10 protein-coding genes and 1 pseudogene are annotated in these 15,309 nt (G+C 70.8%); 3 read left to right on the top strand and 8 right to left on the bottom strand.

Going from position 1 to position 15,309, the window contains the following annotated elements:
* Positions 1-8: 8 nt before the first annotated feature.
* From NFR93_RS08930 to NFR93_RS08905, 6 genes and pseudogenes are all read right to left on the bottom strand, one after another.
* A complete protein-coding gene (locus NFR93_RS08930; protein ID WP_251452198.1) occupies positions 9-1,145 on the bottom strand; it encodes a serine hydrolase domain-containing protein in 1,137 nt (378 codons plus the stop codon).
* Positions 1,142-3,577, bottom strand: a complete 2,436-nt coding sequence (locus tag NFR93_RS08925; protein ID WP_251452197.1) for a glycoside hydrolase family 3 protein — start codon at positions 3,575-3,577, stop codon at positions 1,142-1,144. The genes NFR93_RS08930 and NFR93_RS08925 overlap by 4 nt, the downstream gene beginning before the upstream one ends.
* A 25-nt stretch (positions 3,578-3,602) precedes the next feature.
* A pseudogene (locus NFR93_RS08920) lies at positions 3,603-4,424 on the bottom strand (ATP-binding cassette domain-containing protein); the annotation flags it as partial.
* The gene (locus tag NFR93_RS08915; protein ID WP_251452191.1) at positions 4,421-6,289 is read right to left on the bottom strand and encodes a dipeptide/oligopeptide/nickel ABC transporter permease/ATP-binding protein; all 1,869 of its coding nucleotides are present in this window, start codon (positions 6,287-6,289) and stop codon (positions 4,421-4,423) included. The gene NFR93_RS08915 and the pseudogene NFR93_RS08920, both read right to left, overlap by 4 nt.
* Positions 6,286-7,227: an ABC transporter permease gene (locus NFR93_RS08910; protein ID WP_251452189.1), complete on the bottom strand. Its 942-nt coding sequence runs from the start codon at positions 7,225-7,227 to the stop codon at positions 6,286-6,288. Before NFR93_RS08910 ends, NFR93_RS08915 begins: the two co-directional genes overlap by 4 nt.
* A 60-nt stretch (positions 7,228-7,287) precedes the next feature.
* Positions 7,288-8,820 carry an ABC transporter substrate-binding protein gene (locus NFR93_RS08905; protein ID WP_251452187.1) on the bottom strand — a complete coding sequence of 511 codons (1,533 nt, stop codon included), beginning with the start codon at positions 8,818-8,820 and terminating at the stop codon, positions 7,288-7,290.
* 188 nt (positions 8,821-9,008) lie between these two features.
* Here NFR93_RS08905 and NFR93_RS08900 point away from each other — a divergent pair, with 188 nt between their 5' ends.
* Both NFR93_RS08900 and NFR93_RS08895 read left to right on the top strand, forming a co-directional pair.
* A complete protein-coding gene (locus NFR93_RS08900; protein ID WP_251452186.1) occupies positions 9,009-9,809 on the top strand; it encodes a TetR/AcrR family transcriptional regulator in 801 nt (266 codons plus the stop codon).
* Entirely contained in the window at positions 9,806-12,226 is a 2,421-nt protein-coding gene (locus NFR93_RS08895; RefSeq protein WP_251452184.1) for a glycoside hydrolase family 2 TIM barrel-domain containing protein, read from the top strand. The genes NFR93_RS08900 and NFR93_RS08895 overlap by 4 nt, the downstream gene beginning before the upstream one ends.
* Before the next feature lie 208 nt (positions 12,227-12,434).
* Here NFR93_RS08895 and NFR93_RS08890 read toward each other — a convergent pair whose 3' ends face one another.
* The gene (locus NFR93_RS08890) at positions 12,435-13,760 is read right to left on the bottom strand and encodes an MFS transporter (protein WP_251452183.1); all 1,326 of its coding nucleotides are present in this window, start codon (positions 13,758-13,760) and stop codon (positions 12,435-12,437) included.
* Positions 13,761-13,825: 65 nt separating this feature from the next.
* Positions 13,826-14,290: a MarR family winged helix-turn-helix transcriptional regulator gene (locus NFR93_RS08885; RefSeq protein WP_251452175.1), complete on the bottom strand. Its 465-nt coding sequence runs from the start codon at positions 14,288-14,290 to the stop codon at positions 13,826-13,828.
* 93 nt (positions 14,291-14,383) lie between these two features.
* Here NFR93_RS08885 and NFR93_RS08880 point away from each other — a divergent pair, with 93 nt between their 5' ends.
* A complete protein-coding gene (locus NFR93_RS08880) occupies positions 14,384-15,301 on the top strand; it encodes an alpha/beta fold hydrolase (RefSeq protein ID WP_251452173.1) in 918 nt (305 codons plus the stop codon).
* Positions 15,302-15,309: the final 8 nt, after the last annotated feature.

Genomic DNA, 15,309 nt, shown 5'->3' with positions numbered 1-15,309 from the left:
GGTAAGGGTCAGGAAGAGAGCAGGGTTCCGAGGTCGCGCGCGAGTGCGAGGGCGCGGGGATCGGCGCCCCCGGGCCACGGGCCGCGGGCGATGGTCCACGCGAACGCGACCCCCGTGTCGGGGTCGACGCACGCCAGCGCACCCATGGCGCCGTCGTGGCCGAAGGCCCGCGGACCGCCGAAGTGCAGCGACGGAGTCGGCTTCTGGAAGACGATGCCGTGCGCGCGGTGCGGCTGCCCCAGCACCTCGTCATAGCCGCTGACCTGCTGCTGGCCGATCGCCGCCACCGTGTCCGGCGACAGCAGCGCGGGCGCACCCTCGACACCGGTCACCGCCGACGCCATGAGGCGGGCGAGGCCGCGTGCGGTGCCGGTGCCCGAGGCGGCGGGGTGACCGAACCGCCAGCTGACCTCGTCGTTGGCGAGGTCGACGGGCGGTCCGGCCGCATTCCACACGATCGGGCCGAGCACCGAGCTGTACATCGTCGACGAGTCCGACACCGGGCGGATCATCGGCAGGGTGTCGACGCGCCGACGGTCGTGCTCGGGAGGCAGGCCGAGGAAGAAGTCGATGTCGTGCGGGCGACGGATCTCGGTGTCGTAGACCTCGTGCAGCGTGCGCCCGGTGACGCGGAACACCAGTTCGGACGCCAGGCTGCCGATCGTGATCGCGTGGTACCCGAACGAGCTGCCGGGATGCCAGAACGGCGTCGTCGCGGCGAGCCGCTCCGCAGCCGCGTGGTGATCGAGGAGCTCGTGCCATGTCAGCGCCGGCGTTGCCTGCGGCAGGCCGGCCTGGTGCGAGAGCAGCTGGCGGACGGTGACGCGGGCCTTCCCTTTCTGCGCGAATTCGGGCCAGTAGGCCGCCACCGGCTCGTCGAGGTCGAGCACTCCCTGCTCGACGAGCAGACCGACGGTGACGCCGATGGTGTTCTTCGTCACCGAGTACGGCACCATCACCGAGTCCTCGGACAGGTGCGGCCCGCCCCACACGTCGAGCACCGGCTCGCCGCCCTGGAACGCCGCGGCCTGGAACGACAGGTCGGGGTCGGCCGAAAGGAAGCCCTCGAGCCGCTCGACGATCCCGTTCAGCCGGGCGTCGGCGCGGCCCTGGAGGGTGCCGCCGGTAACCTGCTCCGTCGTCACGCCTGCACCTGCCACGCGAGCTCCAGCGGCAGATCGACCACCGAGGCGCCCGCGCGCAGCGTGTACTCGCCGGACTCCAGGCGCCAGGCGCCGTCCGACCAGTACGCGAACCGTCGCGTCGGCAGCGGGATGCGGGCGGTGACCGTCTGGCCTGCCTCGGCGCGCACCACCGCGTAGCCCACGAGCCACCGCACCGGGCGCTCCACGGTGGAGTCGGGGCGCTCGGCGTAGACCTGCACCACCTGCTTGCCGGGACGATCGCCGGTGTTGGCCAGGGTAACCTCCACGTCGTCGCCGACGCGCTGGGCGGCACCCCACGACCAGGTGGTGTAGCCGAGACCATGACCGAACGCGAACGCCGGTGCGGCATCCGCCTTCAGCCACGCGCGCGAGCCGATGTGGATCCCCTCGGTGTACCGCAGCACGCCGTCGGTGGGGACGACCTCGGTCACGGGCACGTCGGACAGGGCCGCGGGCCACGTGGTGGGCAGGCGCCCACCGGGCTCGGCAGCTCCCGTCAGCACGTCGGCCAGCGCCGCACCGAACTCCTGACCGCCGAAGTATCCCTGCACGACCGCGGACACCTCATCCGCCCACGGGAGCACCACGGGCGACCCGGCGTTGACGACCACCACGGTCGGCGTGCCGGTCGCGGCGACCGCGCGGACGAGGTCGTCCTGGTGGCCGGGCAGATCGAGGTTCTCGCGGTCGTAGCCCTCGGACTCGACCTTGGAGTTGGTGCCGACCACCACGACCGCGACCTCGGCGGCTTCGGCCGCGGCGACGGCGCGCGCGATCAGCGCGGCGGGGTCGGTGCGCTCCGGCGCGATGCCGAGCGTCACGCTCAGCGCGCCGTCCAGCGGGCCGCCCTGGGCGCGGGTGAACTCCGCGCGCACGGCGATCGCGCGTCCCGCCTCGACGCGCACCGCAGCGGTCAGCGACGGCGGATTGAGGAACGCGGCGCCCAGGTCGGTGCCCTCGAGGACGGGGGCGTCGTCGAGCACGAGGTCGCCGTCGACGAAGAGCTTGCCGGGGTTCGCGCCGGCGAAGCCCAGCTGGATCTCGCCGGATTCGGCGGGGGTGTAGCGGGTCTCGAGCACGACGGTGCGGCTCGCGCCGATGGGGGCGTCGCCGCCGAACCAGACCAGCGCGGTCGCGCGCCGGTCCTCGGTGAACAGCTCCGCGCCGTCGGCGCCGAAGAAGCTCACCCGCAGACCGGGCTCGCCGGTGGCCGGATTGACCAGCTGCTCCAGCGGGATCTCGGCGACGCCTTCCTGCACGACGGCGCCGATCTCGTACGTCACCTGCGCGTGGGCGAGCGAGGCGCGGATGCCGTCGAGGGGCGACACGATCTTCTCGGGCAGCACAGTGGCGCTTCCGCCGCCCTGCGTGCGCGCCTCGCGGGCGTTGTGGCCGATGACGGCGACGCGCGAGAGCGACCCGGCGTCGAGGGGCAGTACGCCGTCGTTGGCCAGCAGCACCGTGCCCTCGATCGAGGCCTCGCGGGCGAAGGCGGGTCCGTCGACGGGTGCGGGCGCCGCGGCATCCGAACCCTCGAGCGCGCCCACGCGCTCGGCGAGCAGGAGGAGCCGCAGCACCTTGCGGTCGAGGTCCGCCTCGTCGACGCGGCCGTCGCGGACGGCATCCACCAGATCGGCCCATGCCGGGGCGGGTCCGGGCATCGCCAGGTCCTGTGCGGCGGGGATGGATCCGAGCGAGCGCACGGCGGTCCAGTCGCTGATGACGACGCCGTCGAAGCCCCACTCCGAGTTCAGGGGCGTCTCGAGCAGGTCGTTCTCGGTCATGGTGACGCCGTGGACGGAGTTGTAGGCGCTCATGATCGTCCACGCGCCCGCTTCCTCGACCGCGCGCTCGAACGGTGCCAGGTACAGCTCGCGCAGGGCGCGGTCGTCGACCTGCACGTCGACGGTGAAGCGATCGGTCTCGCTGTCGTTCGCGACGTAGTGCTTCGGGCATGCGCCCACGCCGTTGTCCTGCATCCCGCGGACATAGGCTGCGCCGAGCCCGGCGGTCAGCTCGGGATCCTCGCTCAGGCATTCGAAGTGGCGCCCGCCCAGCGGCGAGCGGTGCAGGTTGATCGTCGGGCCGAGCACGACGTCGACGCCCTTGCGACGGGCTTCGGATGCCGCAGCCGCACCGTAGCGGTAGGCCAGATCCTCGTCCCATGACGCGGCGAGCGCCGAGCCCGACGGGAGGTTCAGCGACGGCTCCCGCTCATCCCATCGCGGGCCGCGGACGCCCGCGGGGCCGTCCGACAGCGTCATCGCGCGCAGGCCGATGTGCGGCAGCGGGACGGTGGTCCAGAAGTCTGCCCCCTGGACGAGGGCGGCCTTCTGCTCGAGCGTCAGCTTCTCGAGAAGCGGCACGAGGTGGGCGACGGCGGGGGTCTGGACGCGGGTGGGGGCGGTCATGCCGCTTCTCCTTCGAGGACAGGCTCGCCAGGAACTCGCGGCGCTCGCGGCGACGCTGCTCCTGCTTGTCAGGATCGGGGATGGGGGCGGCCATGAAGAGGCGCTGGGTGTAGGGGTGCGCGGGGGCGGAGGTGACCTGGTCGCCGTCACCGCTTTCGACGATCTCGCCGCGGTACATGACGGCGACACGGTGGCTGATGTGGCGGACCACGGCCAGGTCGTGCGTGATGAACAGGTAGGCCACGCCGGTGCGCTCCTGGATGTCGATGAACAGGTCGAGCACACGTGCCTGCGTCGACAGATCGAGCGCCGAGACCGGCTCGTCGCACACGATGAGCTTCGGGTCGAGGGCGAGTGCCCGCGCGATCGCGATGCGCTGACGCTGACCGCCCGAGAACTCCCGCGGCAGACGGCTGCGGGCATCCGAGGGCAGGCCGACCGCGTCCAGCAGGTCGCGCACGCGGCCCTTGGCCTCCTTGCCGGCCACGCCGCGTGCGGTGAGGGGTTCGGCGAGGATCTGCTCGATCGTGAGGTTGGGGTTCAGCGACGAGTACGGGTCTTGGAACACCACCTGGATCTCGCTGGCGAGGTCGCGGCGCTGACGCCGGTTCAGGTGCGAGATGTCGCGGCCGTCGTAGGAGATGCTTCCCCCTGAGACGGGGGCCAGCCCCAGCACGGCGCGGCCGAGGGTCGTCTTGCCCGAGCCCGACTCGCCCACCAGGCCGACGGTCTCGCCGGGACGGATGTCGAGCGAGACGCCCTTGAGCGCACGGAAGGGCTGCGCGCGGAACCCCTTGCCGGGGTACTCGACGACGAGGTCGTCGACGGTCAGCAGCGGATCGGTCATGACCGGCCTCCAACGGTGTACGCGGGACGTGCGGGTCCCTCGTCGAGGATCGCGTCCAGCAGGGATCGCGTGTAGGGGTGGGTGGGGTTGCCGAGGATCGTGCGCACGGGTCCCTGCTCCACGAACAGTCCCTGCTGCATCACGGTGACCCGGTCGCACAGATCGGCGACGACGCCGAAGTTGTGCGTGACGAGGAGCATCGCCATCTGACGCTCCGACTGCAGGTCGCGAAGGAGATCGAGCACCTCGGCCTGGACCGTCACGTCGAGGGCCGTGGTGGGCTCGTCCGCGATGATCAGGTCGGGGTCGGTCGAGACGGCGCCGGCGATGAGGACCCGCTGGGCCATGCCGCCCGATACCTCGAACGGGTAGGCGTCGAACGTGCGCTGCGGGTTCGGGATGCCGACCCTGGCCAGCAGTGCGAGCGCCTTCTCGGTGGCGTCCTTCTTGGACATCCCCAGCTGCGTGCGCAGGGGCTCGACCAGCTGGGAGCCGATGGTGAACGACGGGTCGAGGTTCGACATGGGCTCCTGCGGGATGTAGCCGATGCGCTTTCCGCGGATGCCGGCATAGGCGCCTTCGTCCCCACCGGCCAGCTCGGTCCCCTCGTAGTCGATCGAGCCCGCGGTCACGTGCCCGCCGCGGGGGAGGAGCCCCAGCACGGCGAAGGCGGTCTGGGTCTTGCCGGAGCCCGACTCTCCGATGAGCCCGTGGATCTCGCCTTTGCGGATGTCGAGCGAGACGCCGTGGACGACCTCGATGTCCTCGCCCTGGGTCTGCTGGTAGGCCACGCGAAGATCGCGGATGCGCAGCACGTCGTCCGCGCGGGGAGTGCCCGGCGCGTCGTCGTGGACGATGGTCGCGCCTTCGACCACCGGCAGCTCGGTCGAGTCCTCGAGGGACGACAGGTCGCCGCCGCCGGTGGACAGCGAGGTGGTGACGGCGGCCATCGAGCCGGTCGCGGTGGTCACGGCGCGGCGGCGACGACGGCGGACCGTGACGGTGCGCTCGAGGACGTCGCGCATGGCGTTGGCCAGCAGGGTCAGTGCGATCGAGGTCAGCGCGATCGCCAACGACGGCCAGATCATCAGGTGCGGTGCGCGGTAGATGTTGGTGAAGGCGTCGTTGAGCATCTGGCCCCACGTGGGCACCGACAGGTCGCCGAGGCCGAGGAACTCGAGCCCCGCCTGGATCGCGATGGTGATGCCCGCCACGATGGCCGACTGGATGATGATCGGCGCCCGGACGACCGAGAGGACGTGACGGCCGATGATGCTCAGGTCGCTCAGGCCCGACACTCGTGCGGCGTCGACGTACAGCTCGCTGCGCACGGCGTTCACCGAGGCGTAGACGAGGCGGAAGTAGGCGGGTGAGATCAGGATGCCGAAAACGAACATCGCGATCCACACCGAGGGGCCGACGACGGCCTGCACGGCGAGGAGGACGACGATGCCCGGAAGCGCCATGAACAGCGACGTGACCCATGACGACACCGCGTCGAACCAGCCGTGGAAGTATCCGGCGATCAGGCCCGAGATCACGCCGATCACCAGGGCGGTCACCAGCGCCAGGAGTGCGGCGGCGACGCTGACCTGGGTGGCCGCGAGCAGGCGCGAGAGCACATCGCGTCCGGCGCTGTCATTGCCGAGGAGGTTGTCTGCGCTCGGCGGGGCGAGGATGAGCGACAGCGACGCCTCGTTCGCGTCGTACGGCGCGATGAGCGGGCCGATGACGGCGATGACCGCCACGACGGCGAGGAAGATCAGCGAGATCAGCGCGAGGGGCCGGCGGACCAGGCGGCGCAGAAGGTGCGGGTGCGCGAGTCCTCGCGTCGGCGTGGTCTGGGGAGTCTCGATGGCGGTCATGACAGTCGCACCTTCGGGTTGAGCGCAGCCTGCGCGAGATCGATGAGGAGGTTGACGACCACGACGATCACGGCCGTGGCGATGACCACGCCCATGACGACGGGGATGTCACCCGAGCTGGTGGCGCTGACGGTCAGCTGGCCGACGCCGGGAAGGGCGAACACCTGCTCGACGATGACGGCGCCGCCGAGGAGCCCTACGAACTGCACGGCGAGGACGGCCAGCGCGGGGCCGCCGGCGTTGCGCAGCACGTGCTTGAAGACGACGCGGTTCATGCTCAGGCCCCGGGCGCGGAGCGTGCGGACGTAGTCGCGCGAGAGCGCGTCGACGACCGAGCCGCGCACCTGCTGCGCGACGGCCGCGATTGCGCTGAGCGAGAGGGCCGCGATGGGCAGTGTCACCGACGAGAGCCATCCCGTGAAGGAGGTGCCGATGGGGATGTAGCCGGTCGCTTTGAACCAGCCCAGCTCGATTGCGAACCACAGCACGAGGTAGAGGGCGATGAGGAAGCCGGGGACGGCGAAGCCGATGACGGCGATGAACTGGACGACGGCGTCGACCCATCCGCCGCGGCGGGCGGCGAGGACGCCGAGGACGACCGAGATGATCGCGGCCACGATGGTGGTGCCGATGACGAGCGAGAGCGTCACGGCGAGGCGGCTGGTCAGGCTGGTGGTGACCGGCTGGCTCGTGAACCACGAGACCCCGAAGTCGCCGGTGATGGCCGAGGTGAGCCAGTTGACGTACTGGACGACCAGGGGCTGGTCGAGGCCGAGCTGCTGCGCGCGCAGGGCGACGGTCTCGTCCGAGGCGTTCTGGCCCATGATGCGGCGGGCGATGTCTCCGCCGCCGGCGTAGAGCATGGTGAACGCGACGAGCGAGACCGCGAAGATCAGCACGAGGCCCGCGAGCAGGCGCCGGAGGATGAAAGTCAGCATGTGTCGTCCCAGGGGATCGGTCCCGGCCCGCCCGCGGTGCGCGGGCGGGCCGGGGAGTGATCAGTTGGCGGGGTAGATGTCGTAGATGGCCGGGTAGGTGTTGGTCGGCAGCATCTCGACGGTGGTGTTCGCGTCGGACGGGAAGTTGCCCTGCACGCGGTACATGGGGGCGAACCAGGCCTGCTCGACGAGGTAGCGGTTGAGCTCCTTGACGACCTCGTCCTGCGTGGCCTCGTCGCCGTTCTGGATCTGCTCGATGTACTCGTTCACCTGCGGGTCTTCGTACTTGAACGGGTTGAAGATCGCGGTGGGCGAGAGCATGAACTGGATGAGCTGCCAGTCGGGGTTCTGCTCGAGCGGGATGTAGGCGGCGGGGAACTTCGGCGCGAGCAGGTCGGCGATGAAGTTGCTGCCCGGGTCGGTGTACTCGACCGTGATGCCGATGTCGGCCAGCTGCTGCTCGTGCAGCGTGTAGGTCGTGCCGCCCAGGAGTGCCGAGTTCGGCAGTTCGAGGGTGAAGCCGTCCTCGTAGCCGGCCTCGGCCAGCAGCTCCTTGGCCTTCTCGGGGTCGTAGCCGTAGTACTCGTCGAGCTCGGCGTCGTACGCGGCCGACGACGGCGGGAACATCTGACCGGTCACCGTGCCGTTGCCGCCCTCGAGCGCCTGCAGCAGGCCTTCGCGGTCGAACGCGTGGTTGATGGCCTGGCGGACGCGGACGTCGCCGAGCGGCTCGTTCATGTCGCCTGCGCGGTCGAGCAGCAGCAGGCTCGCGACGTCCAGCTCGTTGGCGTTGACGGTCCAGCCGGCGCCCTCGATCTCGGCGAGGTTGTCGCTCGAGGTCACCTTGACGGCGTTGGCCTCGCCGGCCTTGATGGCGTTCAGGGCCGCGGTCTGGTCGCTGAGCACATTGATGACCAGGCGGTCGTAGTGCTGCAGCTCCGGGTTCCAGTAGTCCTCGTTGGCCGTGTAGACGTAGCTCGTGCCCGCCACGGTCGCGCCGGTGTCGAGCACGTACGGCCCGGAGCCCACCGGGTTGGTCGCGAGGTCGCCCGCGGCGATGGCCTCGCTCGAGGCGATCAGGCCGGCGTCGCGCGTCAGGTAGTTCAGCAGCGCCGGGTTCGGCGCGTCGAGGGTGATCGTGACAGTGGTCGCGTCCGGTGCCTCGAAGGAGGTGACGCCGGCGAAGTAGGACGCGTCGGGTGAGGTGCCGTCCTTGAAGCGCTGCAGGTTCTCGACCACGACGTCGGCGGTCAGTTCGCTGCCGTCGGTGAAGGTGACGTCCTCGCGGATCGTCAGTGTGAGGACGGTGTTGTCTTCGTTGTACTCCCACGCGGTCGCCAGGAACGGCTCGATCTCGCCCTCGGGCGTCGCGAGCAGGAGGGTGTCGTACATCGCCTGGTAGAACGGCGAGCGGTTGCCCCACTCGGCGCCGGCGGGGTCGAGGGTGAGCGGCTCGATGATCGCGCCGAGCGTGAGGGTGCCTCCGCTCGCGCTGCCGCCGCCGTTGCCGGAGTCAGTGCCTCCGCCGGCGCAGCCGGTGAGGGCGAGAGCGGTGATCGCGAGGGCGGCTGCTGTGGCCTTCCAACGGAACATCCTTGGTCCCTTCTAAGCGGCGATGCCCCTGTGGATCGCCTTCTGGAGGAGACCGTAACAGCAATTCCGAATGAGCACTAGGTTTTTACGTTGAAAAACTAGCGATCGCTCGTAATTCGTTATAGAACGGTCGTGAAAGGTCCGCGAGCACCACCGATGGGGGAGGAGCCGCGGGATACGGTGAGACCATGACGGACACCTCCGCGACCGCGGCGACCACCCGCGCTCGCAAACCTCGCGGAGAGTACGCCAAGAGCGCCGCCACGCGCACGGCCATCCTCGACGCGGCGCTCGAGGTCTTCGCCGAATCGGGGTACCGCTCCGGATCGCTGCGTGAAGTCGCAGCGCGCGTCGGGATGAGCGAGGCGGGTCTCCTGCATCACTTCCGCAGCAAGAGCGCCCTGCTGCAGGCCGTGCTCGACCATCGTGACGAGCGCTCGCGCAGCTACGTGGACGTCACCCAGCCGGACGGGGCCGACACGCTTCGCGGTCTGGTCGCGCTCGCGGCCCACAACGCCGGCACGCCCGGCGTCGTCGAGCTCTACACCACGCTCTCCGCCGAGGCCACCTCGCCCGATCACCCCGCCCACGCCTACTTCGTGCGCAGATACGAGTGGACGCGCGAGATGATCTCGCTGGCCTTCGCCAAGCTCGCCGACGACGGACGGCTCGAGGACGGTGTCGATCCGGTCCGCGCGGCTGTCGCCACCATTGCCCTGATGGACGGTCTGCAGGTGCAGTGGCTGCTCGATCGCGATGTCGTCGACATGGCCGACGCACTCGCGGAGTTCTTCCGCGGCTTCGTGGTCGGCTACGACCTGGGCTCGATCGAGCGGGTGCTCGACGCGCGCGCCGGCACGGAAGCCGCCGGCACGGAAGCCGGCGCCGCTGAAGCGGAGGCCGCTGAAGCCGAGGCCACCCCGACCATCTCAGCCACCGAAGCGTCCGGCGCCGAAGGTGCCGATCCCGAATCGAAGGACCTCGCATGATCCGCGTCCCGTTCCACGACGGGTGGACCGTCGGCCCGAAGCTCGGCGCGTTCGAGCAGCCCACCCCCGACACGGCTCCGCGGCCGGTGCGTCTGCCGCACGACGCGATCCGCGACCTCGCGCGCTCCGCCGCGAGCGACCAGGGGGTCAACAGCGGATATCACCCTGGCGGCGTCTTCGAGTACGCCCGCAGCGTCGACGTGCCTCTGGAATGGCGGGACAAGACGGTCCAGCTGGAGTTCGAGGGTGTGTACCGCGACGCGACCGTGTTCGTCGACGGCGCCGTGGTCGCGCACGAGACAAGCGGCTACAACGGCTTCGTCGTTGCCCTCGACCCGTTCCTCCGCTTCGGGCAGACGCAGCGCATCACCGTCGAGGCCCGAGCGCATCGCGACAGCCGGTGGTATTCCGGCGCGGGCATCCATCGGCCGGTCCATCTGGTGATTGCCGACCCCGTCCACGTGCCCCTGGGCGGGACGCGGGTGACGACGCCCGACATCGACGCGGACCGCGCGGTGGTCGAGATCGCCACGACGGTCGCGAACGGCACTCGTCACACCCGTACGCCGCGCGTCGCGTGGGAGGTCGTCGCTCCCGACGGCACCGTGGCAGCTCGCGCGGATGCGCCGGTCACGGTGCTTCCCGGCTCGCAGGCTGTCGCCCGCGTGCGGATCGCCGTCCCGGGCGCGCAGCTGTGGCACCCGGACACGCCCTGGCTGTACGAGGCCCGGACGAGTCTGGACGAGGGCGACGTTCACCTCGATGCCGACACCGTGGCCTTCGGCATCCGTCGTCTTCAGGTCGACCCCGCGCGGGGCCTGCGCATCAACGGGCTGCCGGTGCTGATGCGCGGCGCGTGCGTGCACCACGACAACGGACCACTGGGGGCCGCGACGCCCGATGCCGCCGAGGACCGCCGGGTGCGGTTGCTGAAAGCGGCCGGGTTCAACGCGCTGCGCAGCGCCCACAACCCGATGAGCCGAGCGATGCTCGACGCGTGCGACCGGTACGGCGTACTCGTGATGGACGAGCTCACGGACGTGTGGACGCGCTCGAAGACGGCCTTCGACAGCGCGGTGACCTTCCCGGACACGTGGCGTCACGACGTCGCCGCCCTCGTGGCGAAGGACGTCAACCACCCCAGCGTGGTGATGTACTCCATCGGCAACGAGATCCTCGAGCTCGGCACCCCGCACGGCGCGACGTGGAGCCGGCGCCTGGCAGAGGAGGTCCGCGCACTGGACCCCACGCGCCCGGTCACCAACGGCATCAACGGCATCATCGCCAACCTGCCGCGGATGTCCGAGGCCATGGCCGAACTCGAAGCCGCCGACCCGAACACGATGATGGCGAACATGGGCGAGCAGATGGCCCGCATGAACGCCTCGGCGCTCGTCAGCGACTCCATCGAGGAGTCCGCCGCCGTCCTCGACATCGTGGGCTTCAATTACGCAGACTCCCGCTATCGGCAGGATGCCGAGCAGTACCCCCACCGCGTGATCGTCGGGTCCGAGACGTTCCCGGCTCACATCGATGCGATGTGGGCGCTCGTCGAAGTGCTGCCGCACGTGATCGGCGACTTCACGTGGACCGGCTGGGACTACCTGGGCGAGGCCGGCATCGGCCGGGTCGACTACACCGACGTCGACGGCTACGCCCCCACCGGAACCGCCGGCCCTTTCCCTTACCTGACCGCGGAGTGCGGCGATCTCGACATCACCGGCCACCGCCGGACGGTGTCGTTCTATCGCGAGATCGTCTACGGGCTGCGGACCGACCCCTACATCGCGGTGCACCGCCCGCAGCACCACGGTCGCCCCACGGCGACGACGCCGTGGTCGTGGGATGACACGGTCGCCTCGTGGTCGTGGGATGCCGCGCCCGGCGCCCCCGTCACGGTCGATGTGTACGCCGATGCCGACGAGGTCGAGCTGCTCCTCGACGGCGTCTCGATCGGGGTGGAGCCGGTAGGTGGCGAGAAGGCGTTCCGTGCGCGGTTCGAGACGACCTGGCAGCCGGGGGAGCTCGTGGCGGTGGCGCGGCGCGCCGGCGCGGAATCCGGCCGGCACGCGCTGCGGTCCTCGGCGGGATCGCTCGCGCTCGTGGCCCGCGCCGAATCGGACGAGGCGGGTCCCGACGGCCTCGTCTACGTCGTCGCGAGAGTGGAGGACGCCACCGGGATCGTCCCGTGCGACGCCGATACGCGCGTCCGGGTCGAGGTGACCGGGCCCGGCGAGCTGGCGGGCCTCGGCACGGGCCGCGCCCGCACCGAGGAGACCTTCTCGAGCGACACCGTGACCACCTACGACGGCCGCGCGCTGGCGATCGTCCGGCCGACCGGCGCCGGTGAGATCACGGTGACGGTGTCTGCCGAGGGGTTCGCCCCGGCCCGGGCGGTCGTCATCGCGCACCGCTGACGCAGCATCCCCCGCCCCTCCTCCCCCCGTGGGACGCGTGCGCACGCACCACCGGCGTGCGTGGCAATCACGCACAGGTGTGACGCGTGCGCACGCGTCACCGGGCCCCCCACCGTCCTCGTCCTGGGACGCGTGCGCACGCAGCACCGGCGTGCGGGGGAATCACGCACGGGTGTGACGCGTGCGCACGCGTCACCGGGGCGGGGGGTCAGGAGGCGCGCCGCTCCGACGAGGGACGCAGCGGCGTGGTCTGCGCGATCTGGTCGCTGAACTCCTCGGGCGGGATCACCGACATCGGGCGCGTCTCGTCGAGCGTGAGACGGAAGCGGCGCCGCTCATGGCGGTGCAGGCGTCCCGAGACGATGAGCCACGTCGCTCCGACGGCGAACGCGACGAGGGCGGCGCCCGCGCCCATCATGATCGCCGCGCGCGGGCCGAACTCGTCGGCCACCCACCCGACGATGGGGGCGCCGATCGGCGTGCCGCCCATGAGGATCGCCATGTACAAGGCGAGGACGCGTCCGCGCAGGGCCGGATCCGTCGTCGTCTGGACGTAGCCGTTGGCTGTGGTCAGCATGGTCACGACCGCGAACCCCGTGAACATGAGCGTGACGGCATATGTCCAGTAGGTCGGCATGAACGCCGAGACGGTGGCGGCCGCGGCGAACAGCAGCGTGCCCGCGATCACGACGCGGATGCGGGCGCGGTCGCGGCGGGCGGCCATGAGCGCGCCGGCAAGGGACCCGATCGCGAGGATCGAGCTGAGCAGCCCGAAGCCGTCGGCCTCCTGGCCGAATTCCAGCGCCATGGTCGAGGCGAAGATCGGGAAGTTCATGCCGAACGCGCCCACAAGGAACACCATCGCGAACGTCACGATGAGGTCGGGCCGCCGGGCGACATAGTGGAAGCCGTCCGCGAGCCGCGCGGAGCCCGGCGCCTTCACCCGCGGGATCAGCTCGTGCGTGCGGATGAGCAGGAGCGCGGCGAGCATCGCCAGGAAGGTGACCGCATTGAGGACGAACACCCACCCGGTGCCGACGGCGACGATGACCAGACCGCCGACGGCGGGGCCGATCATGCGGGCGCCGTTGAAGGATGCCGCGTTGAGCGCGACCGCGTTCGAGGCGTTCTCGCGCGAGACCAGGTCCGATACGAAGGCCTGGCGCGCCGGGTTGTCGAAGGCGGCCACGACACCCAGTCCGAGCGCGAACGCGTACATGATCGGCAGCGTCATGACGCCGGCGAAGATGAGGATGCCGATCGCGATGCCCAGCAGGAGGAGCACTGACTGCGTGACCACGAGCAGGCGGCGCCGGTCGAAGCGGTCGGCGACCCAGCCGGTGATCCCCACCAGCAGCAGCGGCGGCGCGAACTGCAGCGCCATCGTGATGCCCATGGCCGCGGCGTCGTTGTCGGTCAGCTCGGTGAGGACGACCCAGCTGATGGCGGTGGCCTGCATCCAGGCGCCGACGTTAGACACGAGCGCGCCGATGAACCACACGCGGTAGTTGAAGACCGAGAACGAACGGAACATCGCTGGGGCCCCACGCCCGGAGGCTCCGCGCGGCACGCCAGCGGCGCGTGGAGGGGACGAGGGGGTCATCGCGTCACCGCCCGCTGCAGGATCTCGGCGGCCGAGGCGAGCGTGGCCCGTTCGCCGTCGTCGAGCGAGGCGAGGAAGCCCTCCACCCACGCGTCGCGGCGCCGCACCGTCTCTTCGACGACGTCGAGGCCGGCGGGCGCGATCTGGATGACGACCTTGCGGCGATCGCTCTCGTCGGGCGTGCGCGAGAGGTAGCCCGACTCCTCGAGGCAGTTCACGGTGCGGTTCATCGACGGGGCCGTGACGCGCTCGCGTTCGGCGAGTTCGCCGAGCGTGTGGGGTCCGTGGAGCTTGAGGGCGGCGAGGACGGCGAACTGCCCGTCGCTCATGCCGTCGATGGCCCGCTCGGCGCGCAGGCGCCGCGCGAAGCGGAAGACGGCCATGCGCAGCTCGGAGGCCGCGGGAGCGAGATGGGCGTGCTCGTCGGAAGCGGGGGCGGATGCGGGGGTCTCGACGTTCATGCGATTCCTTAGCATAGCTCATTAGTCATGCTAAAGAAAGGCGCCCCCGGATGGACGGCGACGGACGAGCGCCGCCACCCTAGACTCATCGGCATGCCCGAGTTCATCGATGCGCACGGCGTTGCGATCGTCTACGACGTCCACCCCGCGACGACGACGCCGCGGGCGGTGGTCCAGCTGCTGCACGGCGTCGGCGAGCACGCGGGCCGCTACGGGGCGCTCATCGAGGCGCTCACCGCCGACGGCTACACCGTCTACGCCGACGACCACCGCGGTCACGGGCGCACCGGCATGACCCAGCACGACGGGGACGCGTCGCGCCTGGGCACGCTCGGCCCCGGTGGTCTGCGCGCCGCCGAGGCTGCCGTCTGGCAGCTCACCCAGCTCATCCGCGAGGAGAACCCCGGCCTGCCGCTCGTCCTCCTCGGGCACTCCTGGGGATCGTTCCTCTCGCAGATGCTGCTCAACAAGCATCCCGACGCATTCGACGCGGTCGTCCTGAGCGGTTCCGCCCTGCGCTGGCCGGGCTCGCTCAACTCCGGTGATCTGAATGCGCGCTGGAACCGCCCGGGCGCCCTCGGCACCGAGTGGCTGTCGTCGGATCCCGCGGTCGGCCGGGCGTTCCTCGACGACCCGCTGACGACCTCCACTCCGCTGCTCAAGCTGTTCGGCCCGCTTGACACGCTCCGGCTCATCGGCCGCCCGCGGCGAGATCTCGGGCGTGACATCCCGACACTCCTCATGGTCGGCCGCGACGACAGCGTCGGCGGCCCGCGGAGTGTCCACCGCCTGGCCGAGGCGTACCGCACGCGCTCGGGCTTCACGGACGTGACCACCCTGGTGTACCCGGACGCCCGCCACGAGATCTTCAACGAGCGCGTGCAGGCCGAGGTGCGAGCCGACCTGCTCGCCTGGCTCGGGCGACGCTTCGCCGAGCGGGGCACGCCGCGCGAGGATGCCGCCGGATCACCCGCCGTCGCCGACGCCGAGGCGGCGCCCGCGGCCGAATAGGCTGGCGT

Source organism: Microbacterium sp. Marseille-Q6648 (assembly GCF_943181415.1).
GTDB lineage: Bacteria > Actinomycetota > Actinomycetes > Actinomycetales > Microbacteriaceae > Microbacterium.
The sequence above is the reverse complement of the archived record's forward strand: the minus strand, read 5'-3'. Positions and strand labels throughout refer to the sequence as shown.